Origin of the sequence: Chitinophaga varians, from assembly GCF_014529945.1 — a bacterium.
Lineage (GTDB): Bacteria > Bacteroidota > Bacteroidia > Chitinophagales > Chitinophagaceae > Chitinophaga > Chitinophaga varians.
In genome coordinates this window covers 232,395-257,731 of record NZ_JACVFB010000005.1, presented here as the reverse complement: position 1 = coordinate 257,731, position 25,337 = coordinate 232,395, and the positions used below count along the sequence as shown (strand labels likewise).

Genomic DNA, 25,337 nt, shown 5'->3' with positions numbered 1-25,337 from the left:
GGATTAGCTGAACAGGTCGTCGTCGTTCTTGCGGAAATAAATTTTATTGTCCAGGAATTCCTGAGTAGCCTGGATAGCAGGATTTGCCAGCCTTTCGTAAAAGCGGGAAATCTCGATCTGCTCCTTGTTTTCGTGTACTTCTTCGAGGTTGTCAGTATGACTGGCAAACTCTTCCAGCTTGGAATGGAGCTCCTCTTTCACGGAAATATTGATCTGATTGGCGCGTTTGGCTATCACGGCAATAGACTCATATAAATTACCGGTCCGGTTCTTAATATCGGTAGTATTTTTGGTTTCTACCCAGGGATTAAGACTACTGGTTAGACTTCTCTTTATTTTGCTCATTTTCCAGTGATTTAATATTGTTTTGCGCTAAGGTATAAAATTTTTCGGCATCCGCCTTCAATTTGCTGTTGGGATAGTGGTCTGCGAAGTCCATGTATTCGCTGACAACGGTCTCGTAGCGTTCCTTTTGTTTTTCTTCTATGCTGTTTTTAGCATAGTTGTAGTAGGCGCGGATGGCCATTATCTTGTAGCCGTCGCTTTTGTCAGAGTCGGGGTAGTTGCGCATCAGGTTTTTGAAGGCGATACCGGCCGCTTTGTAAAAGCCCAGGTTATAGTACAGTTCGGCGCTGTTGAACTCTTTGAGTTCCAGCTTCCTGCGGCAGAGTTCGATTACCAGATTGGCTTCCGGTACTTTTTCTGCCTGCGGGTAGTTATTGATGAAGGTTTGCATCTGGGCGATGGCCTTCATGGTGTTGGTCTGGTCCAGCGATACTTTGGGTGACTGCTTATAATAGCAGTATGCCTGCATATAGTCGATTTCCACCGCTCTGGGGCTGTTGGGGAATACGTCGAGGTAGTTTTTGAAATGGAAAGCTGCCTGAACATAGTCCTTCACGTAGTAGGAACAGTATGCGTAGTTATAATACAGGCCTTCAAACTTCTCAGTGCCTTTATACACCTGCAGGAGGTCCTGATACAGTGTTTGCGCCGTATTGTATTTTTTCTTCGAGTACAATTTGTCAGCATACGCCAGCTTCTTCTCGAAGTTGTTGCTTTTTTCGATTCTTCTCAGTTCATTGTTACAGGAAGAAGCGACCACGATCAGCGCAAGGAGACTGCTATACAATAAAAATTTCCGCATAAAAGAGTGGCAAAATTAAGAATTAAATGTAAATGTAAGGCGAAGAGATTTTCATTGCTGTTAAAATTTTGCAAAAGAGGCCGTTAAATCGCTGAGTCGGGACATTTTACCGAAGAAATGATTCCTTTTGCCGCTTACCTGCCGAAAATAAAAAACCGCCGGATATTGTCAAAAAAATATCAGCGCAGAGGTATCGAATTATAATTTAATCCTATTTGTAAAAAAAACATTCATTCGCGTTGCTGAAAAAAAGCTGCAGTCATTTTACCCCTGGCAATATCAGTCCTGTTGCGTTTTTAACAGGTTACACACACGATATTAACACATATTCACACATTATCCACACCATCTGATATCCCTTGCGCAAAAAAGGTGCATAAAGGTGGTCCAAACCCGCTGCGGCAGGCCATGTTCTCCTGTGGAAAAAATTTATAAAGTATTTTTTCGTTAAAAAGTGGGAAAAAGTGTTATTTTGTGTTAGAAAATGGTTTTTCAAGTACTTTGCCCCATGGTATGACAGGTTTTCTAGGCGAATATGAGGCTACGCTGGACGCAAAAGGACGTTTTCTGTTACCTGCCGGATTCAAAAAGCAGTTGTCAGAAGCCGCCGGGGGACAGTTTGTCATCAACAGAGGCTTTGAAAAATGTTTGTCACTGTATCCCATGAACGAGTGGCAGCCCATTTTCGAACGTATCAGCAAGCTGAACGATTTTGACCCGAAAGTGCGGGAATTTAGGCGCTACTTCCTCAATGGGGCGACCATTCTGGAACTGGACAGCGCAGGAAGACTGCTGGTACCGAAAAACCTGCTGTCGTACGCAAACATGGAAAAAGACATTGTGCTGGCAGCAGCATCCAATAAAATCGAGATCTGGGATAAAGGTAAATACCAGGAGTTCTTTGAAAATTTCTCACCAGGGGCCTTCAGTGATCTGGCTCAACAGGTAATGGGAGGAGGAGACAACAACATTTCAATTTAAACTGGAGCAATATGGGCGAACAACAATATCACCTACCCGTTCTGCTGCAGGAGACAACGGAGCTGTTACACATTAACCCGGAAGGGACCTATGTGGACGCCACGTTTGGAGGCGGAGGACATTCCCGGGCCATACTGGAGAAACTGGGCGAAAAAGGACGACTGATTGTATTTGATCAGGATGAGGATGCATACCGTAACCGAATCATCGATGACCGTGTAACATTTGTACAACAAAATTTCCGGCACCTGCAACGTTTTCTGAAGTTACATAAAGCGGAACAGGTAGACGGCATACTGGCAGATCTGGGCGTGTCTTCACACCAGTTCGATACCGCCGAAAGAGGATTCAGCATCCGCTTTAACGGCGATCTGGACATGCGGATGGACACCCGGACTACCCTCACTGCGGCCCAGATTCTGGCCACCTGGGGCGAAGCCCGGTTACAACTCCTGTTCCAGGAATATGGAGAAGTGACCAACGCCAAAACCCTGGCACAAACCATTGTACGGCAAAGAAAAACACACCCCATGCGCACCATCGCGGAATTTAAATCCGTGATCCAGCCCATCGTAAAAGGCAACCCGCAGAAATACCTCGCACAGGTGTTTCAGGCACTAAGAATAGCCGTCAACGATGAACTGGGCGCCTTAAAAGATTTGCTCACCCAGTCCGCCAATGTGTTAAAACCAGGAGGGAGAGTGGCCATCATTACCTTCCACTCGCTGGAAGACAGGCTGGTAAAGAATTTTATGAAGACAGGCAGTTTCGAGGAAGCACCGGAAGATCCGTTTGGAAAGGAAACACCCCCTAAATTGTTCAGATTAATCACAAAAAAACCGGTAACCGCCAGCGATGCAGAACTAAAGCTCAACGGCAGATCGAGAAGCGCAAAACTGCGGGTGGCCGAAAAAACAGCATGATACGGTTAATACCCTATCATCCAGCTCCTATCCTATCCTATACACATCTGTTGTGATTTGCTTTTCAATTTTATATTGTCAATTTATTAAAAAAGCATAGCGCGTGTTGCAGGAAGAAGTTATAGAAACAAACCAGGAAGAACCTACCGGTACCGAAAGTACACCGGTGAAAGAACCGAAAAGGGAATGGCGGCTCCGTATCAACTACAGAGCGTTGGTACAAAACCTGCCCTATATCGGCTTCCTCGCTGTTCTGGCATTGATCTATATCGCTAACAGCCACCTCGCTGAAAAAAAAATACGCCGCATTAATCAGCTTGGCAAAGAAATAAAAGAGCTTAAGTGGGAATACATCAACGTGAAGAGTGAGCTCATGTTTCGCAGCAAAATGAGTGAAGTCAGCAAATCTGTAGAGCAACTGGGCCTTAAACAACTCAGCTCCCCTCCACAGAAAATAGTGTTGAAAAAAGAAAACGAAAAATAACATTCAATACTGGTACCTGATGCTGCCCGCCTGAAACAATTACAGGACGGGGATGCTGGTAAAAACAAATGGCAAGCATCTCATATAAATAGCAGCCAGCGTCAGGTATCTTTTTTAGCTCTTGGCCCTTAGCTTTTAGCCTTAGTCGCTTTCCCGGCAACTAAAACCCTGGAAGTTATACCGCTAAAAGCTTAAAGCTAAACAGCCGGAACGTGGACGTAAAAAAAGACATATTGTGGCGAGTGTATTTGTGCCTGATCGGCATGGCGCTCTTCGGCGTCGCCATCCTGGCAAAAGTCTTTTACATCCAAAACGTGAAAGGCAGCTATTGGCGCAATATGGCTGACAGCCTGCACACCGGCTACGTAGCGCTCGACGCGGAAAGAGGCACCATCTATTCGGAGGAAGGCAGAATGCTGTCTACCTCCATCCCGTATTTTGATATACGGATAGACTTCGCAGCCGACGGCCTGCGGGACAAAAAAGGGAAAGTGTTCCGGGAAAATCTCGACTCCCTGTCCCTGTCCCTCTCCCAGATGTTCGGCGACCGCAGCAAAGCCGCTTATGCAGATATGCTTCAGGAAGGCTACAAATCAAAGGACCGCTATTTTCTCCTAAAAAGAAACGTGCCCTTTAACCAGTACCAGCAAATGCGCGCCTTCCCCATGTTCCGCCTCGGCAAAAACAAAGGCGGTATGATCGCGGAAAGCAAAAGCAAACGCATCAACCCCTTTAAACTGCTGGCCAACAGGACCATCGGACTGCCCCGCGAAAACTCGCAGAGCGTAGGACTGGAAAGGACCTATAACGAATACCTGAAAGGGGTGACCGGTAAAAGGCTCATGCGCCGCATCGCCGGTGGTACATACGTTCCCGTGGAAGGATATGACATCGAACCGGAAAACGGCCGCGATGTGGTGACCACCCTCGACGTAAACATGCAGGACATCGTGGAAACAGCCCTCATGAACATGATGGTGCAAAATGAAGCAGTCCACGGTACCTGTATCCTGATGGAAGTGAAAACAGGAAAAATCAAAGCGATCGCCAATCTGGGCAGACAAACAGATGGCAGCTACTGGGAAGATATGAACTATGCACTGCAGGTAGGCGAACCAGGTTCCACTTTTAAACTGGCCACCGTCATCTCTGTGCTGGAAGATAAATACGCCTCCATGAACACGATGGTCAACATGGACGGCGGACGCTGGCAGGTTGGACGCAGAACGGTATTCGATTCCGAACCGCATCCCGGCCCCCAGAACGTGACCATCAAACACGCATTTGAGCTCAGCTCCAATGTGGCAATGGCTAAACTGGCCGTCCAACATTATGGCAGACAGCCCAACAAGTTCGTGGCAAACCTGAAAAAACTCAGGCTCGACCAGAACACGGGCATCGACCTGGTGGGGGAAGGCCATCCGGTGATTAAAACCACCAGCTCCAAAACATGGAGCAACACGTCACTGCCCTGGATGGCTTTCGGGTATGAAGTGCTGATAAGCCCGCTGCAAACCTGTATGCTATACAATGCAGTGGCCAACAACGGTAAAATGATGAAACCCTACCTCGTCAACTCCATACAGGAATATGGCCAGGTAGTTAAACAGTTTGAGCCCACCGTACTGCTGGACAGCATCTGCACCAACAGTACCCTGAAGCAGGTACAGTCCATGCTCGAAGGAGTGGCAATAGACGGCACCGCCAGAAAACTGGCCAACCCCTATTACAGCTTCGCAGCTAAAACCGGTACCGCCCTGGTGGCCAACGGCAGCCGCGGTTATGCCGACAAGATCTACCAATCCTCATTTGCAGGGTACTTCCCCGCTAATGACCCACAGTACACCTGTGTGGTGGTGATCAGAAATAAACCGCATGCCCTGCGCTTTTATGGCGCTAACGTGGCAGGCCCTGTGTTCCGCGAAGTGGCTGATAAACTCTATGCCATCGCTGTGGAAAAACAGAAACCCATGCAGGCAAACGTACAACTGGACACCCTCCTGGCCCTGAAAAACGGAAAAGGCGGCGAATGGAAACAGATACTTAAAACCCTGCAGATGCCCATCAGCGGCACGATCGCCAATAACAGCTGGGTAAGCCCCAGCGTGAGCAACCGGAAAGTAAGCTTCCAACAGCTCTCCCAGGCGAAAGGCGCCGTGCCCAATGTAACGGGAATGGGACTCAAAGACGCACTGTACCTGCTCGAAAATGCAGGACTGCGCGTAGTGGTAAAAGGCGCCGGTAAAGTGAAAACACAATCACTCCCCGGTGGCACCAAAATAGGAAACGAACAAACTATCGTAATAGAACTGAGCTAGATGAAGACGCTGCGCGACATATTATACAATGTAGGCATCAGGGCCGTACACGGTAATACCGATATCACCGTGAACGCGCCCGCTATTGATTCCAGGTCCGTAGGACCCGGCGATGCCTTCATTGCCGTGAAAGGAGTACACACCGATGGCCATCAGTACATCGACAAAGCCATCGCACAGGGAGCTGCAGCCGTCATCTGTGAAACCATGCCGGAAGTGCTGCTGGACACCGTCACCTATGTACAGGCAGACAACAGCGCCCAGGCAAGCGGCATCATAGCAGGCAACTTCTATGATAACCCTTCCCACAAACTACAGCTGGTAGGCGTAACCGGTACCAACGGAAAAACAACCATCGCCACCATCCTGTTCCGTTTGTTCTCTCAACTGGGCTATCACTGCGGACTGCTGTCCACCGTGCAAAACCAGATAGGCGATGCCGTGATACCATCTACCCACACCACCCCGGACCCCATCAGCCTCAACGCACTGCTGGCCCGGATGGTAGAGGAAGGATGCCTGTATGCCTTCATGGAAGTGAGCTCCCATGCGATCCATCAGCAACGGGTGGCGGGACTGAAATTCGCCGGCGGCATCTTCAGCAATATCACCCATGATCACCTGGATTATCACAAAACATTTGATGAATACATCCGGGTAAAAAAAGCATTCTTTGACAACCTGCCGGCCACCGCTTTTGCCCTCACCAACCTCGACGACAAAAGAGGCATGGTGATGCTGCAAAACACCAAAGCCCGCAAGGCCACTTATAGTCTGCGTACACTGGCTGATTTCAAGGGTAAAATCCTGGAAAACAATCTCACCGGACTGATCATGCAGGTGGGCGACACGGAAGTGCACTTCCGCCTGATCGGTGAGTTTAACGCCTACAACCTGCTGGCAGTATACGGTGCAGCTGTATTGCTGGGACAGGACAAAGCCACGGTGCTGCGCGCCCTCAGTAATATCCAGGGCGCGGAAGGCCGCTTCGACTATATCGTGTCTGCACACGACCAGATCATCGCTATTGTGGACTACGCCCACACACCTGATGCCCTGAAAAACGTGCTGGCCACCATCAAAAACCTGCGCAAAGGACATGAACAGGTCATCACAGTGGTAGGCTGCGGCGGCGACCGTGATACGGCTAAAAGGCCTGTCATGGCAGCGGTAGCAACAGACAGCAGCGACCGGGTCATCTTCACTTCCGATAATCCCCGCTCCGAAGAACCGGAAGCGATTATCCGCGAAATGGAAGCAGGGGTGCCGGTACACCTGAAAAAAAGAGTGATCTCCATTACCGACCGCAGGGAAGCGATCAAAACAGCCGTAACCCTCGCCGGAAAAGAAGACATCATCCTCGTAGCCGGAAAAGGACACGAGAAATACCAGGAAATCAAAGGGGTGAAACATCCCTTCGATGATAAACAAGTGCTGGAAGAAGTAATGAGGCTGCTCGACAAATAATTTTAACGGAACGAAACTAAATACTTAATAACTCAATGACTTAAAAGCCACCTGTCCAAATGAGGCGGACGGGGAGGCTCCGACTAAAACATATGTTATATTATTTTTTAAATTACCTGAAAACAGAATTTAAGATCAGCATCATGGGTGGTGGTATGTTCCAGTTTATCACCTTCCGGGTAACGATGGCCCTGTTGCTGTCGCTGGTCATCTCCCTGTTATTGGGTAAACGTATCATCAGATTCCTGCAGCGTAAACAAATCGGAGAAACGATCCGCGAGCTGGGCCTTCAGGGTGAAAACACCAAGAAGGGCACCCCTACCATGGGCGGCCTCATCATCCTCGCAGCCATCATCATCCCTACCCTCCTGTTTGCGCAGGTAGCGAATGTGTATATCTGGCTGGTACTGCTTTGCACCGTATGGTTAGGCCTCATCGGTTTCGTGGACGACTATATTAAAGTCTTCAAAAAGAACAAGGAAGGGCTGGCCGGCCGCTTTAAAATACTCGGACAGATAGGACTGGGCCTCATCGTGGGCACCACCCTGTATTTCAATAACGACGTGGTAGTGTCGCGTGAGCTGATGAACACGCAGAAACTGGCGCCTTATGAAAGACGCCTCACCAATCACCCGGAAAGGGTGACCCGCGATGGTCAACGGTTTGCGGATGTGAAAACACCCATCACCACCATCCCGTTCGTTAAGAACCACGAATTCAACTACGCCAAGCTGATTTCCTGGATCCCCGGCGCAGAAAAATACACGTTCATCGTCTACATCCTGATCGTCATCTTTATCATTACCGCCGTATCCAACGGCGCAAACATAACGGACGGACTGGACGGACTAGCCACAGGGGTGTCGGGTATCATAGGAATATGTCTCGGCATTTTTGCTTATGTATCGGGTAACATTCAGTTTGCGGAGTACCTCAACATCATGTACATCCCTAACCTGGGTGAACTGTCCATCTTCATCGCCGCCTTTGTGGGCGCATGTGTGGGCTTCCTCTGGTACAACGCTTATCCGGCGCAGGTATTCATGGGCGATACCGGCAGCCTGGCACTGGGTGGTATCATCGCGGCACTGGCATTTATCGTGCGTAAAGAGCTGCTGATCCCCATCTTCTGCGGTGTATTCCTCGTAGAACTGCTGTCAGTCATGCTGCAGGTGTCTTACTTCAAATACACCAAGAAAAAATACGGTGAAGGCCGGCGCATCCTGAAAATGTCGCCCCTGCACCACCACTATCAGAAACTCGGCTATCACGAAAGTAAAATATCCGTACGCTTCTGGATCATCACCATCATGTGTGTGGTATTTACGATCGCGACACTGAAAATGAGATAATTAAAAACTAAAAAACTAACAAAGAAGTATATACGAAAATGGCGCATAAACTCATCATATTAGGAGCAGGAGAAAGCGGGATAGGAGCAGCTTTGCTGGGAAAACAGCAAGGGTATGATGTTTTTGTGTCTGAAGGCGGCACTATCAAAGACAACTATAAACAGGAACTGGCGGTAAACCATATTCCTTTCGAAGAAGGCCATCACTCGTGGGACATAATACTGGGATCAGACGAAATCGTCAAAAGTCCGGGTATCCCTGAAAAAACCGAGCTGATGAAAAAAGTACGCGAGAAAGGCGTACCCGTCATCTCCGAAATTGAACTGGCCTACCGTTTTTCAAAAGGTAAAAAGATTATTGCCATCACCGGCAGCAACGGCAAAAGCACCACCACCGCCCTCACCTACCACATTTTCAAAACGGCAGGACTGGACGTGGCCATGGTCGGCAACATTGGCGTAAGCTATGCCAGGCAGGTGGCAACCGCACCGGCGGAGTATTATGTGATTGAAATCAGCAGCTTTCAGCTGGATGACATCGTGGAATTCAAACCCAACGTTGCTATCCTGCTCAACATTACGCCTGATCACCTGGACCGGTACGACTACAAAATGGAAAATTATGTAGCCTCCAAGTTCAGGATCGCGATGAACCAGACAAAAGAAGATGCCTTCGTTTATTGTATGGACGATCCGGAGATCATGCAGCATTTGGCGCAGCAACCCATTTATTCAACATTAATACCTTTTACCATCATGAAACCACTGAAAGAAGGCGGTTCTATCGCCAACGAGCAGTTGCAAATACTGGTTGACGGAGAGCCGGTCATCATGTCGATGTATGACCTGGCGCTAAAAGGGAAACACAATCTGTATAATTCGATGGCAGCAGCAATTGCAGGCAGAACCATGGATATTAGAAAGGAAAAAATCCGCGAAAGCCTGGCTTCCTTCAAAAGCCTCGAACACCGGATGGAATATGTGACAACTGTAAAAGGCGTGGATTTTATCAATGACAGCAAAGCTACCAACGTTAATTCTGTATGGTTTGCCCTCGAAAGCATTGAAAAACCCATCGTACTGATCATGGGCGGTGTGGACAAAGGCAACGATTACTCCGCTATCCGCGACCTGGTGAAAGAAAAAGTAAAAGCCATTATTTGCATGGGCGTGGACAACACACCGATCATTGACGCGTTATCAAAAGATACGCCCGTGATGATCAGCACTTCCAGCATGATGGACGCCGTACGCGAAGCTTTTGCCCAAGCCACCAAAGGCGATGTGGTCATGCTTTCTCCCGCCTGCGCCAGCTTCGATCTGTTTAAAAACTACGAAGACAGGGGCCGGAAATTTAAAGAGGCAGTGAAAGCGTTGTAAACACCGGGGTTGCTGGTAAAAGGGTTGAATAACGGAAACGATAAAACGAAATTATTAACAATATGAACGGATTGCTCTATAGAACAAAAGGCGATAAGGTCATCTGGACGATAGTAATTTTTCTATCGCTGGTGAGCCTGCTGGCTGTATATAGTGCAACCGGCTCACTTGCCTACCGCGAACGGGGCGGCCATACGGAGTATTATCTTCTGAAGCAGCTCATCGTACTGGGAATGGGACTGGTGATCATCTACTTTGCTCACCGGGTGAACTATACCATTTACTCGCGGGTGGCACAGGTAGGCTTCCTGATATCAATACCACTGCTGGTTTATACGCTGGCATTCGGTTCGCATATCAACGACGCCAGCAGATGGATACGGCTACCGATCATCAATCTGACCTTCCAGACATCGGACGTTGCCAAGCTGGCCATCTTCATGTATGTCAGCCGGCAGTTGTCGAGAAGGCAGCATGTGATCAACGATTTTAAAAAAGGGTTTCTGCCCATCATCATACCAGTAGGCATTATCTGCGTACTCATCATGCCGGCCAATATGAGCACGGCTTTGCTGTTAATGGCCAGCTGCATGCTGCTCTGTTTCATTGGCAGGGTACCGGTGAGGTTCCTCGCCGGAATGGTGGCCGCAGGAGCACTGGCTATCGTACTGATGTTTGCCATCGCTAAAATCTCCGGAATGGAGATGCGTACCAAAACATGGGAAAAGCGGTTGGACAGCTTCATGAATGATGACCACACAGAAGTACCCTATCAGGTACAACAGGCCAACATCGCCATCGCAGGCGGCGGCGTACTCGGAAAAGGTCCCGGCAACAGTACACAACGTAACTTTTTGCCACACGCCTACTCTGATTATATCTACGCTACCATCATCGAAGAATATGGGCTGATGGGCGCGTTCCTGATATTGGCAGCTTACATGTTACTGCTGCTGCGCTGTATCCGGATATACAAAAAATGTCCGTATGCCTTCGGCGCCTTCCTGGCACTGGGACTCAGCGTAACACTGGTAATACAGGCGTTGACCAACATGGCGGTAAACGTACAGCTGTTTCCCGTAACCGGGTTGCCGCTCCCGCTGGTCAGCATGGGTGGTTCCTCCGTACTCTTCACCAGCATGGCCATCGGCATTATCCTGAGCGTGGCCCGCAACGTAGAAGAAATGGAAGGAAAACAGGCAGAAAAAGAAAGACTCGAACGCGTAATGGCTGCCAATGCAGAAAACGCAGCAGTAGCTTAAAGCGTATTTATATAAACAGACAGAATATCAATCGTAACTGAAGAACATGCAACGCAAAGTGATTATAGCAGGTGGAGGCACGGGAGGACATATCTTCCCGGCGATAGCGATTGCCAATGCGTTGAAGAAAATCCAGCCGGATATTGACATCCTCTTCGTGGGCGCCGTCGGTAAAATGGAAATGGAAAAAGTACCGCAGGCAGGTTATCCCATCAAAGGATTGGAAATAGCAGGCTTTAACCGCAGCAATATTTTTAAAAACATACTGCTGCCTTTCAAAATCTGGAAAAGTCTCCGGCAGGCCAAAAACATCCTGGCCGAATTTAAACCGGATGCAGTAGTGGGTGTTGGTGGTTATGCCAGCTTCCCCATGCTGAGAAGGGCACAGAAAAATGGTATTCCGACGCTCATACAGGAACAGAATTCTTTTGCAGGCAAAACCAATAAGATACTGGGTAAACACGCTAAAAAGATCTGTGTGGCTTATGATGGCATGGACAAATTTTTTCCGGCAGACAAGATTGTTTTCACCGGCAATCCTGTCAGGAACAACATCACACAATCCGCCGTTACGAAAGAAGATGCCCTGCAGCACTTTGGACTGAGCAGTCAGAAACAAACCATCTTCGCCGTAGGTGGCAGCCTGGGCGCCAAATCGATCAACGAAGCGTTGCAGCCGTTGCTGCCCACGCTGGTGCAGAAAGACCTGCAACTGATCTGGCAAACCGGCAAGCCTTACTACGAAACCGCCAAAGCTGCGGCTGCACCATACAGCAGCCATATTAAAGTGCATGAGTTCATCAACGTGATGGACTTCGCCTACAAAGCAGCAGACGTGGTACTCTCACGCGCAGGCGCACTGGCCATCGCCGAGCTCTGTGTGGTGAAAAAACCGGTCATCTTTGTGCCGTACCCTTTTGCTGCGGAAGATCATCAGACTTCCAACGCCATGAACCTGGTGAACAAAAAGGCTGGCCTGATGATCAAAAACGACGAGGTAGGAGCACAGCTTTCCTCCGTACTGTTCAGCCTTCTGCAAAACAGGGCGCTGATGGAACAACTGGAGAAAAATATCGGCGAACTGGGTAATCCCAACGCAGATATGGTGATTGCCAGAGAAGTGATAAACATTTTTTGATTTTGATATTTAGGGATTTAGGATTCATATGGATTTGAACAACATACAACGGGTTTATTTCATCGGCATCGGCGGTATCGGCATGAGCGCCATCGCCCGCTTCTTCCATGAGAAAGGAGTGGCAGTAAGCGGCTATGACCGTACCCCAACAGCACTGACAAGGCAGTTGGAGGCAGAGGGTATGCAGATCCATTATACTGACGATATCCATGCACTGGACCAAAAGGCTAACCTGGTCGTATATACGCCGGCCATCCCCGCTACCCATGAAGAACTGAAATGGTACCGGGACCATGGCTTTGAAGTGGTGAAACGCAGCGATGTTTTGCAGGAAATTACCAAATCACTGTTCGCCATCACGGTAGCGGGCACGCATGGTAAAACCACCGTTTCCACCATGATCGCGCACCTCCTTACCGACAGCGGATATGGCTGTAACGCTTTCCTGGGCGGCATCAGCGTTAACTACGGCAAAAATTTCTGGAGCAGCGATAAACAAGTGGCGGTGATTGAAGCAGACGAGTACGATCGCTCCTTCCTGAAATTAAGTCCGGATATCGCGATACTGACTGCCATGGATGCAGACCACCTGGATATTTACGGCACACCGGAGGCCATGGAAGAAGCATTTATCACTTATACGCACAATATAAAGCCCAATGGCACGCTGATTGCTAAGTTCGGCCTGCATCGCGGAAATGAGCTGAAAGCAGACAACAAACTGCTGTACAGTTTACAAAACGACGCTGCCAACGTATACGCTGCCAACATACGGATGATCAACGGTGGATATGAGTTTGATGTGATGCAGCAGGACTGGATGATCGACAACATCCGATTGCACATCGGTGGCATGCACAATGTTGAAAACGCGGTAGCAGCCATTACCGTAGCGCATTTGCTGGGCATCAGCGCTGATAAGATCAGAGCAGCAGTGGAAAGTTTCAAAGGTATCAAAAGACGCTTTGAATATGTGATCAAGAACGATCATCAGGTGTATATCGATGATTACGCTCACCATCCGGAAGAGCTGCGCGCACTGATCACCAGTGCGAAAGCATTGTTCCCCGGCAGGCGCTGCACCGTGATATTCCAGCCGCATCTGTTCACCCGCACCCGTGACCTGGCGGATGGCTTCGCGGAAAGTCTTTCACTGGCGGATGAAGTGGTCCTCCTGCCTATCTATCCCGCGAGGGAACTGCCAATTGAAGGCGTTACCAGCGAGATACTGAAAGCAAAGATCACCGTACCGGTGCAGATCATGCAAAAAGAAGAAGTACTGGACTGGCTGAAGAAAACACCCGTCCCGTTATTAATAACAGCCGGGGCAGGCGATATTGACCAGTTAAAAGAACCGATCAGTCAACTGCTTCACTAAACAGAAAAAACATTGGCTAAAACCACGACGATATTAAAAAGACTGGGTGCGCTGCTCCTTTGGGTGCTGGCGGTAACCGGCTTTATTATCCTCCTGGCGGCAGCTAATAACGACAAGGAATCTGGTATCTGCAAAGGCATTCAGGTGAAGTTTGAAGGGAAGGACGATAACTTCTTCATTGAATCCAAAGATATCCGGTCGTTGTTGACGAAAGACAAGGCACTGAACCCGGTAGGCAAACCGATCCGGGATATCAACATCCGGACACTGGAAGCAGTGGTAGACCAGGACCCATGGGTTAAAAATGCAGAGATCTATTTCAACAGCAAACAGGAACTGCATATTAAAGTAACACAGCGGGAACCGGTAGCAAGGGTGTTCACCTTTTCGGGCAACAGCTTTTATCTCGACGAAGCAGCAGAGCGTATACCGGTATCATCCCGCTACGCCGCCAGGGTACCGGTATTTACCGGTTTCCCCACAGATGCCGACAAGCTGCAACGGACAGACAGCCTGCTGGCTGCCCAGATAGTGGACATGGGCCGTTTTATCGGCAAAGACCCTTTCTGGATGGCGCAGGTAGAACAGCTGATGGTCACACCCGACAGGAAGTTTGAATTCATACCGAAACTGGGCGATCAGGTGATCGTTTTCGGAGACGGTGCCGACATTGAAAAAAAATTCACCAAACTGCTGGCTTTTTACAAGGAAGGACTGAATAAGGTAGGTTGGAATAATTATTCACGCATCAACATCGCTTTTGAGAATGAAGTCGTATGTACGCGTAAGGATGGTGTAGCACCGTTGCAACCGGTGATACCCAAAGACTCGGTCAAACAGTTTGTGCCTGACGAAGCGCCCATCGCGGAAAGTGAAGACAGCGCAGAGAAAACAACGGCAGCAAAACCACCGGAACATCCAACGGTGGCTGCCAAACCGGCCGAAAAACCGGCAGCGAAACCAGCGGCTAAACCCGCAGCTGCCCACCACAAAGCGACGGCAAAAGCGCCAGAGAAGAAAGCTAAACCACAGAAAGCGGCGCCGCCCAAGCAACAACCTAAAGCAGTGTATAAGCCAGGGAATAAATCTGTTAACACATCAAAAAAACAAACAACGCCATGAATCAGGAAGCTCCCATCATTGTAGGTCTCGACATCGGAACTACGAAGATTGCTGCCATAGCAGGACGGAAGAATGAATACGGGAAACTGGAAATCCTGGGATTCGGTAAAGCTACATCGTTTGGTGTGCAGCATGGAATGGTGCTGAACATTGACCAGACTATTAAAGCGATCAGGCAAGCCCTGGAAAACTGTTATGCTTCCAGCCCCCACCTGGAAATCAATGAAGTATATGTCGGCATCGCCGGTCATCATATCAAAAGTTTGCAAACCCGTGGTGATATTGTCCGCAATGATGTTGACGCGGAAATATCCCAGAAAGATATTGACCAGCTGATCAATGATCAGTATAAAACCGTCATTCCCGCGAGTGATCAGATCATTGATGTGATCCCTCAGCAATATATTGTGGACAGTTTGCAAAACATCACCTATCCTATCGGTATGTCCGGTGTGAAGGTGGGCGCCAACTTCCATATCATCACCGGCGATAAAAACGCCATCCGCAACATTAACCGCAGCGTGGAAAAATCCGGGCTTAAAATCCGCGACCTCGTACTGCAGCCGCTGGCTTCTGCCGCAGCTGTGATGTGCGATATGGACTTTGAAGCAGGGGTGGCCATTGTAGACATTGGCGGTGGTACCACCGACCTGGCGGTGTTCTACGAAGGCATCCTGAAACACACGGCTGTTATTCCCTATGGTGGCGAAAATATTACCAACGATATCAAAAACGGTCTGGGCGTATTAAAAACACAGGCCGAACAGATGAAAGTCCAATTCGGTTATGCACTGGCCGATGAAGCTAAAAGCAATGCTTATATCACTATCCCTGGTTTACGCGGACAAAGCCCCAAAGAAATCTCCGTTAAAAACCTGGCACATATCATCCAGGCCCGTATGAGTGAAATACTCGATTTCGTAGTATATCACCTTAAACAGATCGGGATGGACAATAAAATGCTGAATGGTGGTATTATCCTCACCGGTGGCGGTTCTCAGCTGAAACACCTGATCCAGCTGACAGAATACACTACCGGCGCCAGCGCACGCATCGGTTTCCCCAACGAACACCTGGCCAGCGGCCTGTTCGATGAGGAGCTGACCAAACCCATGTATGCGACCTGCGTAGGATTGATCCTCAAAGGCTACAACGATTTCGAAAATGACCGTAAATCACTGGAAGAAAATTATATAAAAATTAATACCAGTTACCTCGCGAAAGAACAAGCCGCTCAGTCGGTAGCCCAACAGGAAGAATGGGAGGAAGAAGGCCCCACTACTCAGGAAATACAGGACAGAAAAGCCAAAGAAAGGAATGCTTCCCTGAAGAATTTCCTGGATAAAATGAAAACGAAGATCATTGACATGTTTACAGAAGAAGAAGATGCAAAACTGTAAATGTGAAATGGCGCAATTGTTGTGAACTGCAAACGTTTAATATATAAGAATTAAGATCGATAATTAATAATGATAGGACAAATGAACCATATTAACGGCAAAGAATACACGCTTATAACACCGAACATGTTCATTATTAATTATCCATACTAACCCATAAAAGTATAGAGTCATGATACATTTTGATCTTCCTAAGGAAAAATCTTCTATCATCAAGGTCATCGGCATTGGTGGCGGTGGAAGTAATGCGGTGAATCATATGTATAGCCAGCGCATTGAAGGGGTGAATTTTATTATCTGCAATACCGATGCTCAGGCTATTGCCAACAGTCCTGTGCCCAACAAAATACAGTTGGGACCACACCTCACACAGGGCCTTGGTGCCGGCGCCAATCCCGAAATTGGTAAGCAGGCAACAGAAGAGTCCTTTGAAGAAATCAAAAAAATACTGGAGGTGAATACCAAAATGGCCTTCATCACTGCCGGTATGGGCGGTGGCACCGGTACCGGTGGCGCTCCTATCATCGCGCGGATATGCAAGGAACTGGGTATTCTGACCGTTGGTATTGTTACCACCCCGTTTTCTTACGAAGGAAAAAAGAGAATGCTGCAGGCTGATGAAGGCGTACAACGCCTGAAAGAGTATGTGGATACCCTGCTGATCATCTCCAACGATAAATTAAGACAGAAATTCGGTGACCTGAAGTTTAAGGCCGCTTTCGAAAAAGCGGACAACGTACTGGCTACCGCTGCCAAATGTATCACCGATGTGATCAACTCCACCGGTCAGATCAACGTGGACTTTGCCGACGTATGCACCGTTATGCGTAACGGTGGCGTGGCGATCCTCGGTGCTTCTATCGCTGAAGGTGAAAACCGCGCTCAACGTGCGATCGAAGATGCATTGACTTCTCCGCTGCTGAACGACAACGATATCCGTGGCGCTAAATGGATCCTCATCAATATCTCTTCTTCTGAAGGTGAATTCGAACACACCCTCGATGAAATGGATATCATCCAGGCCTACGTACAAAGCCAGGCAGGCGAGGATTGCGACGTGATCCTCGGTGTGGGCTACGACCAGACACTGGACCGTAAACTGGGCGTTACGATCATCGCTACCGGCTTCGAACAGAAACCCATCCAGCAGATGAAAATGACCCCTTCCACCCCGGAACGCACCGAACCTAAAATCGTGATGCAACTGGGTAAAGACGGCGATGAGAAAAAAATGAACATCCAGCAGTCTCAGGGTCTCCTGTTCCAGGAACCACAGGACCTGATGGCCCCGCGCCTGATGGAACCTGTAGTATCCCATCCTGAACCTGCTACCGGATATACTCCTCCGCAACCACAACAACAGGCGCCCATTGCTCCTGCAAGGCAGAACTATGTACTGAACGTACAACAGATCCCCGCCCAGCAGCCGCAACCCGCTCAGGAACAACACCTGCCGGTGCAACAGCAACCGATTCAACAACAACCGGTCCAACAGCACATTCCGCAGCCACAGCAGCACGTGCCGCAACAACAGCAACACGTACAACAGCCTGTGCAGCCGCAACATGTGCAACAACCTGTTCAGCCTAATGTGAACGTAATACAGCCACAGGGCGGCAGCGCAGCAGGTGGTTACCTGAACCGTCCGGCTAACATCTACGTGGAGCCAGGCAGCACGCCTACGCCCCCGGAAATGAAAATGGTGTACAGAGAAGAAGAACCAGGCAATCCGTTGCCTCCGGAAGTGCCCATGCAACACTCTTCCTATGAAGAACTGGAAGAGCAAAAACGTAAACAAGCTGAAAGAGTAGCTAAACTGCGCAGCATCAGCTTCAACGTGAAGAACATGGACAACAATGCGGAAATTGAAAATGTTCCGGCCTACCTGCGTCGTAACATAGCCCTGGAAAATGGTGCCGGCTCCGCCGAACACTTCTATTCCAACTATACCGTGAGCGATCCGGGCCAGAACAATCACACTGAAATAAATACTATCAATACATTTTTAGATGGGAAGAAGCCCGATTGATGAACATAGAGATATTCCATTCGGACATTTGATTGTTTTTTAGTTGTGTTAAAAGAAAATCCTCCGGTTCCCCGGAGGATTTTTCTTTTTATAAAGTATTCAGTGTTTGTTGGGCCGCCTTCACCAAATCACCGGCCGGCGTGTTTTTCGGAGCGTTGATATCAAATGGTGATAACATCTTTTCCAGTTTACTCAACCCTTCCCGGTTATTGGTTTTCGTGAATTCCTCCCGCAGTATACGGATCTTCTCATAATCCTGCACACCTTCTACCAGCCGCTCAAAGCGGATAGATGACCGCGGTCCCGGATATACGAAATACGTGTCTCCTGCCGCCCAGGCACGGAAACGGCTATCCTGCAGCGGTGCTTTTACCCAGCAGTTGTAAGCCCAGCGCAGATAACCGGTGTATCCTTTGTAAGCCGCATGCCAGCCCATAAAGGCAGCTTCTCCCGGAGGTGAAAAAGTAAAGGTGTTAGGAAAACCTTCTGTACAGCAGGTATAGAAAGTGGTAGGCCAGCCTTTCTTCAGCCTTGCCTGTAGCACTTCATCCGGAAAAGGCTCTTTAGAGGCCACGCAGAAATCATAAATATCCTTGTCCAGCGGCGCATGATAGCTGCCTGCGAGCGACAGTTTAAAGTCTTTATCCGCCTTGCGGATGAGGGCCAGCGCCTGCTGCATGTCTGCCATAGGACGCTCGTCCATGGCAATAGTGGTAATATTGAACCAGCCTTTGGCTTTCAGGTGTTTGACAAAATCATTCAGCATAGGCTGCCAGTGTGCGGCATACTCCGGAGAGCCGGGCTTGGCGATCAGCAGCGTGTCCTTGCCTTTGGCTTCGTCATAATAATAGAACTTCAGGTTCCAGGGAATCATGCTGTAGCAGTTGATTTCCTTTTTAATACCCAGGCCCATCATATATTCCACCCATTTGTCGAAGATGGTGTAATCAAAAGACCAGGTACCGTTTTTCTTTTTAGTCCATTTTATCATGCTGCCATACACATCTTCTGTCTGGCTGTTCCATGGGTCGTAAATGAGCGTGGCGGTGATACATTTCTGACCAGCATTGGCCAGCATCTGCATATAAGGCGTCATCGCCTTAAAATGGGCTTCGCTCCATGGTTTTACGTTGTACATGCGGGCTATGGCGTCGGGGCTCTGCCAGAGGTCCAGATGGAATTTCCAGTCTTTCGGTGCCGGCAGGGTATGATTTACTACTTCTACTTCATAAGGCAGACTGCTGACGGCGCCACCCGCGTTGATTTTCACCGTGCCTTTGTACACGCCGGGAGTGGTGCCGGCAGGTACCTGAATACTCAGCCACACGGGCTGCGTTTGATTGGCAGCGATGTCTTTGGCGCGCAGGATGTCAATACCGTCAGCTACCAGGGAGGAATCGAAATTCTCCGGTTTACGATAACCGCAACCGCTGCCGTCTTTATTCAACTCATCGGTCATGACATACCTCACAAAGCCTGTGGTGATCGCGAAGGCTGGGATGGTAGTGCCTTTGCCGCCCTGCAGCGCGCCGGAGGTAACCGTGACATTGGTAAGCGGACGAGTAGTCCAGATCAGCAATTGGGTATGTATCCGTTCGCCTTTCCAGGCTTTGGCGTTCCAGGAGGCTGCCAGGCTTTGCGGATCGGGTGCATTCCTCTTTTCATAACGGATATCTTTGGAACCAAAGGCAACGTGGAGCTGGTCGCCCTTGACAGCTTCCCAGGAAGCTTTGTTGACCGGTCTGGGATCAGGTATCTCCTGATAATCACCGGCCGGACCACTTTGGGCCCATACGTTTTGTTGCAATGCCAGTAATACCAGCACGCCAAAAAATTTGTTCACCATACAATAATTTAGAAATTTTGATATTTTGAGATTTGGTTATTGGGTTTATTAGCCCAAACTCAGTACAAAATCCATGACTTCCAAGATCTTAAAAAAAACCGGGATTTTCGAGTCATAAATATCCAAATATCAAAATATCAAAATTCTCAAATGATTAGTGGTGAATAATGCGTCTTAATTGCAGGTTGGTGACCGGAGCCACTACCAGCGGGTATTTCTCAATAGTCACATAACTGGAGTCCAGTCCAAAGCCTCTTTCTTCTGACAGACTGATTTTCTTCAGGAAGAAATACATCTTCATCACCATTCTTTCATATAATGGCAGGTCATTATCGTGGGAAAGGAATTTCTCCATGACAATAAACTGGAAATCGCCTACCACATTGTTTTTGCTGAGGGATTCGTAGCGACTGGTGATATTCACTTCCTTATTTCTTACCATGTCCTCCACCACCATTCTGAACATCAGGTTGATCCTCTGTTCCACTTTAAAGCCCAGTCTGAATTCCACGCGGATGACTTCGTTGGGTATAATGGTTTGAACAGAGTATTCGCTGAGATAAGGTTCATCTACCACATCTACGTGTACAAACCAGTATATATCGGCTCTTTTCGGCTTTTTATTGAGGATGGAATAGATGATTTTATGTTCTATCTCCTTGGGATTGTCGGCACTGCTCATATACACCAGATGGGTGGCGTATTTGGGAATAGTGGTGTCATTGCTGAGTTCCTGGATAATAGGGAGATAATCTTCCAGCCGTACAAATTCCACGTAGCGGTTTTTGATCTTGCGGGATTTGAACCATACGATCATCACAAGGAAGAGGGCTCCTGCCACAATTACAGTCACGTAACCACCATGCATAAACTTAACAAGGTTGGCGAACAGGAACGAGAATTCGATAGAAAGGTATACGATGAGATATAATAGTATCCAGCCGGTCCAGACCCTTCGCGTATAAAGGTAAAAGGCAAACAGACAGGAGGTCATCAACATACAGATGGTGATGGACAACCCGTAGGCCGCTTCCATATGGGAAGATTCCTGGAAGAGGATCACGATGGCCGCGCAGCCTACAAAAAGCATGGTATTGATACCGGGGATATAGAGCTGTCCGCGCATTTCAGTGGGATAGTTTACCCGCATTTTAGGCCAGAGGTTGAGCCGCATCGCTTCCGCGATGAGGGTAAAGGAGCCGGATATCAATGCCTGGCTGGCGATAATGGATGCCAGTGTAGCGATCAGTACACCGAAGATGATAAACCATTCCGGCATGATCATAAAGAACGGGTTCTGGTCTTTAGGCAGGATTTGTCCTTTCTGGCTCAGGAGCCAGGCGCCCTGCCCGAGGTAGTTCAGTACCAGGCAGGATTTCACGAAAATCCAGGATACGCGGATGTTACCACGGCCGCAGTGGCCCAGGTCGGAGTAAAGCGCTTCAGCCCCTGTAGTACAGAGGAATACGGCGCCGAGGATGAGGAATCCTTTCGGGTAGGTCGTCAGCAATTCGATGGCGTAATGCGGACTGAAGGCCCGGAGAATACCCAAATCGTCTGTAATATGGGAGATGCCGAGAATGCCCAGCATAGAGAACCATAATACCATGATAGGCCCGAACATGCGGCCGATAGACACGGTCCCGAACTGTTGCATGATGAACAGGCCGGTGATGATGGTCAATACGATTTTTACGATAGTGAGTTGGCTGAGGTCTTTAAATACCTCCAGGGTACGGAGACCTTCGATGGCAGAGGTGACGGTGATAGGCGGTGTAATGATGCCATCTGCCAGGAGGGCAGCGCCACCGATCATGCCAAAAATTACCGTCCATTTGGCATGTCGTCTGACAAGGGCGTACAGGGAGAAGATGCCTCCTTCGCCTTTATTGTCTGCCCGGAGGGTAAGAATAACGTATTTAACAGTAGTTTGTAGGGTCAGCGTCCAGATGATACAGGAGATACCGCCGATAACGAGGAGATCGCTGATGGGATTACCGCCAACAATGGCTTTAAAAACATAGAGCGGAGAAGTTCCGATGTCGCCGTAGATGATACCCAGCGCTACTACTAAACCTGCCAGGGATACCCTGTTAATGTTTATGCCCACGAAGAAAAATTTTTAAAAAAGCCTCCAAAATTAGGAGTAAATATTGAGACCAGCAATAAAAAGGTGACAGTGGAAGAGGTTGATTGGGGGTAGTTGGCATTAAAAAAGCCTCTCCCGTTGTACTGGGAGAGGCTTTTTTTAATTATTCATCTTAGTGAGATGGAACTGATTAGTTAGCAGGAGCTAAGTCAACAGTACCGGATTCACCAGGAGTGTTTTGTTTGATGAAGCGACCGCGGTCGATGCCTTGTTTGTCAGCCAGGTAGTCGATCACAGAGTCAACACGACGGCTGCTCAGGTCAACACCACCTTTTTTACCTTTAGCACCTGCGTGGCCAGTAACCAGCACGTTGCAAGAAGGGTTAGCTTTCAGGGTAGAGGCAACAGAAGCCAGGATAGCTTCCTGATCACGACCTACTTTAGTAGAAGCACCTTTGAAGGAAACGCTAGGCAGAACCAGGGAACCGCAAGATGCAGCTACAGGCTGGTTTTTGCAGCACTCAGGATCCGGGCATTTACCAACACCGTCAGCGTCAACTGGCTGGCAGTAAGTAGGAGTAATCAGTTGTTTGTCTTTGTAATCAGGAACGCCGTCACCATCTGTATCTTTAGCTACACCGTGAGAATCAACTGGTGCACCTGCAGGAGTGTTAGGTTCGCGGTCGAACTGATCAGTAACGCCATCACCGTCAGCATCAGGCAGAACAGGAGTAGGCAGTTTCATGTGACGAGGGTTGCTCAGCTCGCTGTAAGCGTATTCCAGCGGGTTGATCCACCAGAGTGGCTGTACGCGTTTAGAAGCGTTACCCAGGTTGAAGTTCAGACGTACGCTGGTGTAAGAGTAGAAGTCTTTTGAAGAACCGCCAGGACCAGGATAACCATCCAGGTAAGCGTCAAAAGGCATCGTTACTTTCTCTTCAATACCAATGTTGAAACGTTTGGAAACTTTGAAAGCAACACCGGTACCAACGTCCAGCGCGTGACGAATCAGCTGGTTGTCGTCGTTACGACCGATGGAGATTCTGTTACCCTGAGAAGGAGCATTTTGCTCGTATTTTTTATCTCTCAGGTTGTTCAGTTGTTTTCTGATGTCGCTACGTTTAGCACCGAAGTTGATGCCAGAGTAGTCATAACCATTACCGTTACCGTCCAGAGCGTCAACGTCAACGTCAGCAGCTACGATAGAGTAACCTGCCAGTACGTACCAGTTAACTTTAGGTTCTGCTCTGTAGAACAGGATGTTGCTCAGAGAAGCGATCACGTCCAAAGACAGCTGATGGTTCTGAGAACGGTAGTTAGGAACGATCATACCGCCGTTTCTAGCTGCAGTTGCTGCCCAAGGGTTGCCAGCTGCTGCGATAGCAGGACGCAGTTTGTAATCTTGTCCTTTGTCGATAGAACCGATGTACTCAGCTCTCAGTGAGAAGGTATGACCCAGTGCTTTTCTCAGGGAGATACCACCACCAAAACCTGGTTGAGCCGGAACGGTTCCGCTGATCAGGTGTAAACCGCCAGAAAGACCAAGTTCCCACATATCCCTAGGTTTAGCAGGGAAATTAGATTGATGGTTCAGGAAGTTATTTTGTTGTACCAACCGCTTGCCTGACACTTTGGAAGAATCCAATGCATCATAGCCGGTTGGTTGAACCTGTGCAAAACCGGTAGATGCTGATAGTAAACCCACAGCGCCTGCCAGTAATAAGTACTTTTTGCTTGCCATAATTGTGTTTTATTTAAAAACTGTTAAAAATTTACTAATAACCCGTTTTTTACCTAGCAAAGGTAAATATCATAAATGAATATACAAATTTTTCTTGCAATATTATTTTCATTGATAAGTGCTTCAATATTAGAGCTTAACTGAAAGTATTTATATACCTTATTTCCACGTTAAGTTAAAGTATTGTTTAGCCCTTGTTAAAAGAATCCTTCACCTGTGTTAAAGGAATGTTATACTTCATATACAAATTAAAGGCCAAAATGTTAAAGTTTCCCATTTAAAACCTAGCTTAGCAATCCTTTTTATTTTATACATGGACGATATCAAGCAACTGATAGGTAAGGAATTACAGGATTTTGAAGGCAAATTCGCAGATTCAGTAAAAAGCCACGTGCCATTACTGGACCGGATCATGCATTACATTGTAAAGCGGAAAGGGAAACAGATCCGACCGATGTTTGTACTGCTGTCTGCCCGGCTTTTCAGTCAGGAAATCGGGGAAAGCACCTACCGGGCCGCTGCGCTCGTGGAACTACTGCACACTGCCACCCTGGTGCATGATGATGTGGTAGATGACGCCAACCAGCGCCGGGGATTATTTTCCATTAACGCATTATGGAAAAACAAAATAGCTGTTCTGGTGGGCGACTATTTACTGTCCAAAGGGCTCTTGCTGTCATTAAACAACAACGACTTCCGTTCCCTGCAAATCCTTTCCGAAGCGGTAAAGGAAATGAGCGAAGGGGAACTGCTCCAGATCGAAAAAACCAGAAAACTGAATATCAAGGAAGATATTTACTTTGAGATCATACGGCGCAAAACAGCCTCCCTCCTGGCCTCCGCCTGCGCTGCCGGCGCATGGAGCGCCAGCAACGACGACCACGCCACGGAACAAATGCGGCTGTTCGGTGAAAAAGTGGGCATCGCCTTCCAGATCAAGGACGACCTCTTCGACTATGGCTCTGCCAAAATCGGGAAACCCACCGGCATCGATATCCGCGAAAAGAAAATGACCCTTCCGCTGATCTATACGCTCGAACATGCCACTCCTGAAACACGGCGGAGAATCATCAACATCGTTAAAAATCACAATACGGAAAAAGACCGCGTGGAAGAAGTCATCCAGCTGGTAAAAGCTTCCGGCGGAATTGACTATACCAAACAAAAAATGCTGGAATACCGCGATGAAGCCCTCGCGATCCTGCACAAGTTCCCGCAAAACGATATCCGGAACGGCCTGGAATCACTGGTAAGATTCACCACCGACAGAACATTTTAGAA

19 protein-coding genes are annotated in these 25,337 nt (G+C 48.4%); 14 read left to right on the top strand and 5 right to left on the bottom strand.

Going from position 1 to position 25,337, the window contains the following annotated elements:
• Window positions 1–3: 3 nt before the first annotated feature.
• Both ICL55_RS24560 and ICL55_RS24555 read right to left on the bottom strand, forming a co-directional pair.
• Complete coding sequence (locus tag ICL55_RS24560) at window positions 4–345, bottom strand: DNA-directed RNA polymerase subunit omega (RefSeq protein ID WP_078668842.1); 342 nt, start codon at window positions 343–345, stop codon at window positions 4–6.
• A complete protein-coding gene (locus ICL55_RS24555; protein WP_188102429.1) occupies window positions 314–1,147 on the bottom strand; it encodes an outer membrane protein assembly factor BamD in 834 nt (277 codons plus the stop codon). Before ICL55_RS24555 ends, ICL55_RS24560 begins: the two co-directional genes overlap by 32 nt.
• Before the next feature lie 513 nt (window positions 1,148–1,660).
• Between ICL55_RS24555 and mraZ the strand changes: the two genes are divergently transcribed.
• From mraZ to ftsZ, 13 genes are all read left to right on the top strand, one after another.
• Window positions 1,661–2,128 carry a division/cell wall cluster transcriptional repressor MraZ gene (gene mraZ / locus ICL55_RS24550; protein ID WP_168870029.1) on the top strand — a complete coding sequence of 156 codons (468 nt, stop codon included), beginning with the start codon at window positions 1,661–1,663 and terminating at the stop codon, window positions 2,126–2,128.
• A gap of 11 nt (window positions 2,129–2,139) precedes the next feature.
• Window positions 2,140–3,051, top strand: a complete 912-nt coding sequence (gene rsmH, locus ICL55_RS24545; protein ID WP_188102426.1) for a 16S rRNA (cytosine(1402)-N(4))-methyltransferase RsmH — start codon at window positions 2,140–2,142, stop codon at window positions 3,049–3,051.
• Window positions 3,052–3,154: 103 nt separating this feature from the next.
• Complete coding sequence (locus ICL55_RS24540; protein WP_343067866.1) at window positions 3,155–3,535, top strand: FtsL-like putative cell division protein; 381 nt, start codon at window positions 3,155–3,157, stop codon at window positions 3,533–3,535.
• A gap of 212 nt (window positions 3,536–3,747) precedes the next feature.
• Window positions 3,748–5,853: a penicillin-binding transpeptidase domain-containing protein gene (locus ICL55_RS24535; protein ID WP_188102424.1), complete on the top strand. Its 2,106-nt coding sequence runs from the start codon at window positions 3,748–3,750 to the stop codon at window positions 5,851–5,853.
• Entirely contained in the window at window positions 5,854–7,320 is a 1,467-nt protein-coding gene (locus ICL55_RS24530) for a UDP-N-acetylmuramoyl-L-alanyl-D-glutamate--2,6-diaminopimelate ligase (protein WP_188102422.1), read from the top strand. It begins immediately after the preceding gene.
• A gap of 92 nt (window positions 7,321–7,412) precedes the next feature.
• Window positions 7,413–8,672: a phospho-N-acetylmuramoyl-pentapeptide-transferase gene (gene mraY / locus ICL55_RS24525; protein WP_188102420.1), complete on the top strand. Its 1,260-nt coding sequence runs from the start codon at window positions 7,413–7,415 to the stop codon at window positions 8,670–8,672.
• 38 nt (window positions 8,673–8,710) lie between these two features.
• Complete coding sequence (murD, locus tag ICL55_RS24520) at window positions 8,711–10,051, top strand: UDP-N-acetylmuramoyl-L-alanine--D-glutamate ligase (protein WP_188102418.1); 1,341 nt, start codon at window positions 8,711–8,713, stop codon at window positions 10,049–10,051.
• 62 nt (window positions 10,052–10,113) lie between these two features.
• Window positions 10,114–11,313, top strand: a complete 1,200-nt coding sequence (locus ICL55_RS24515; RefSeq protein ID WP_188102416.1) for an FtsW/RodA/SpoVE family cell cycle protein — start codon at window positions 10,114–10,116, stop codon at window positions 11,311–11,313.
• Window positions 11,314–11,359: 46 nt separating this feature from the next.
• Window positions 11,360–12,451, top strand: coding sequence for an undecaprenyldiphospho-muramoylpentapeptide beta-N-acetylglucosaminyltransferase (gene murG, locus ICL55_RS24510; RefSeq protein ID WP_188102414.1), 1,092 nt, complete (start codon window positions 11,360–11,362; stop codon window positions 12,449–12,451).
• 28 nt (window positions 12,452–12,479) lie between these two features.
• The gene (murC, locus tag ICL55_RS24505; RefSeq protein ID WP_188102412.1) at window positions 12,480–13,829 is read left to right on the top strand and encodes a UDP-N-acetylmuramate--L-alanine ligase; all 1,350 of its coding nucleotides are present in this window, start codon (window positions 12,480–12,482) and stop codon (window positions 13,827–13,829) included.
• A gap of 12 nt (window positions 13,830–13,841) precedes the next feature.
• Window positions 13,842–14,951 carry a cell division protein FtsQ/DivIB gene (locus ICL55_RS24500; protein WP_188102410.1) on the top strand — a complete coding sequence of 370 codons (1,110 nt, stop codon included), beginning with the start codon at window positions 13,842–13,844 and terminating at the stop codon, window positions 14,949–14,951.
• A complete protein-coding gene (ftsA, locus tag ICL55_RS24495; protein ID WP_188102407.1) occupies window positions 14,948–16,351 on the top strand; it encodes a cell division protein FtsA in 1,404 nt (467 codons plus the stop codon). Before ICL55_RS24500 ends, ftsA begins: the two co-directional genes overlap by 4 nt.
• Before the next feature lie 172 nt (window positions 16,352–16,523).
• Entirely contained in the window at window positions 16,524–18,380 is a 1,857-nt protein-coding gene (gene ftsZ, locus ICL55_RS24490) for a cell division protein FtsZ (RefSeq protein WP_188102405.1), read from the top strand.
• Between the two features lie 88 nt (window positions 18,381–18,468).
• On the opposite strand, the gene ICL55_RS24485 is transcribed toward ftsZ, so the two are convergent.
• The 3 genes from ICL55_RS24485 to ICL55_RS24475 all read right to left on the bottom strand — a co-directional run bounded on the left by ICL55_RS24485 (window position 18,469) and on the right by ICL55_RS24475 (window position 23,870).
• Complete coding sequence (locus tag ICL55_RS24485) at window positions 18,469–20,226, bottom strand: DUF4091 domain-containing protein (RefSeq protein WP_188102403.1); 1,758 nt, start codon at window positions 20,224–20,226, stop codon at window positions 18,469–18,471.
• Between the two features lie 154 nt (window positions 20,227–20,380).
• Entirely contained in the window at window positions 20,381–22,336 is a 1,956-nt protein-coding gene (locus ICL55_RS24480) for a KUP/HAK/KT family potassium transporter (RefSeq protein ID WP_188102401.1), read from the bottom strand.
• Between the two features lie 169 nt (window positions 22,337–22,505).
• Window positions 22,506–23,870, bottom strand: coding sequence for an OmpA family protein (locus tag ICL55_RS24475; RefSeq protein WP_188102399.1), 1,365 nt, complete (start codon window positions 23,868–23,870; stop codon window positions 22,506–22,508).
• A 499-nt stretch (window positions 23,871–24,369) separates the two neighbouring features.
• On the opposite strand from ICL55_RS24475, the gene ICL55_RS24470 reads away from it, so the two are divergent.
• A complete protein-coding gene (locus ICL55_RS24470) occupies window positions 24,370–25,335 on the top strand; it encodes a polyprenyl synthetase family protein (RefSeq protein ID WP_188102397.1) in 966 nt (321 codons plus the stop codon).
• Window positions 25,336–25,337: the final 2 nt, after the last annotated feature.

What these genes read in the sequence shown, in the direction of transcription:
- murD (WP_188102418.1), top strand. Translation starts at nt 8,711, where the DNA reads ATGGCGCATAAACTCATCATATTAGGAGCAGGAGAAAGCGGGATAGGA.
- murG (WP_188102414.1), top strand. Translation starts at nt 11,360, where the DNA reads ATGCAACGCAAAGTGATTATAGCAGGTGGAGGCACGGGAGGACATATC.
- ICL55_RS24485 (WP_188102403.1), bottom strand. Translation starts at nt 20,226, where the DNA reads ATGGTGAACAAATTTTTTGGCGTGCTGGTATTACTGGCATTGCAACAA.
- ftsZ (WP_188102405.1), top strand. Translation starts at nt 16,524, where the DNA reads ATGATACATTTTGATCTTCCTAAGGAAAAATCTTCTATCATCAAGGTC.
- mraZ (WP_168870029.1), top strand. Translation starts at nt 1,661, where the DNA reads ATGACAGGTTTTCTAGGCGAATATGAGGCTACGCTGGACGCAAAAGGA.
- ICL55_RS24470 (WP_188102397.1), top strand. Translation starts at nt 24,370, where the DNA reads ATGGACGATATCAAGCAACTGATAGGTAAGGAATTACAGGATTTTGAA.
- murC (WP_188102412.1), top strand. Translation starts at nt 12,480, where the DNA reads ATGGATTTGAACAACATACAACGGGTTTATTTCATCGGCATCGGCGGT.
- mraY (WP_188102420.1), top strand. Translation starts at nt 7,413, where the DNA reads ATGTTATATTATTTTTTAAATTACCTGAAAACAGAATTTAAGATCAGC.
- ftsA (WP_188102407.1), top strand. Translation starts at nt 14,948, where the DNA reads ATGAATCAGGAAGCTCCCATCATTGTAGGTCTCGACATCGGAACTACG.
- rsmH (WP_188102426.1), top strand. Translation starts at nt 2,140, where the DNA reads ATGGGCGAACAACAATATCACCTACCCGTTCTGCTGCAGGAGACAACG.
- ICL55_RS24555 (WP_188102429.1), bottom strand. Translation starts at nt 1,147, where the DNA reads ATGCGGAAATTTTTATTGTATAGCAGTCTCCTTGCGCTGATCGTGGTC.
- ICL55_RS24475 (WP_188102399.1), bottom strand. Translation starts at nt 23,870, where the DNA reads ATGTGGGAACTTGGTCTTTCTGGCGGTTTACACCTGATCAGCGGAACC.
- ICL55_RS24515 (WP_188102416.1), top strand. Translation starts at nt 10,114, where the DNA reads ATGAACGGATTGCTCTATAGAACAAAAGGCGATAAGGTCATCTGGACG.
- ICL55_RS24560 (WP_078668842.1), bottom strand. Translation starts at nt 345, where the DNA reads ATGAGCAAAATAAAGAGAAGTCTAACCAGTAGTCTTAATCCCTGGGTA.
- ICL55_RS24530 (WP_188102422.1), top strand. Translation starts at nt 5,854, where the DNA reads ATGAAGACGCTGCGCGACATATTATACAATGTAGGCATCAGGGCCGTA.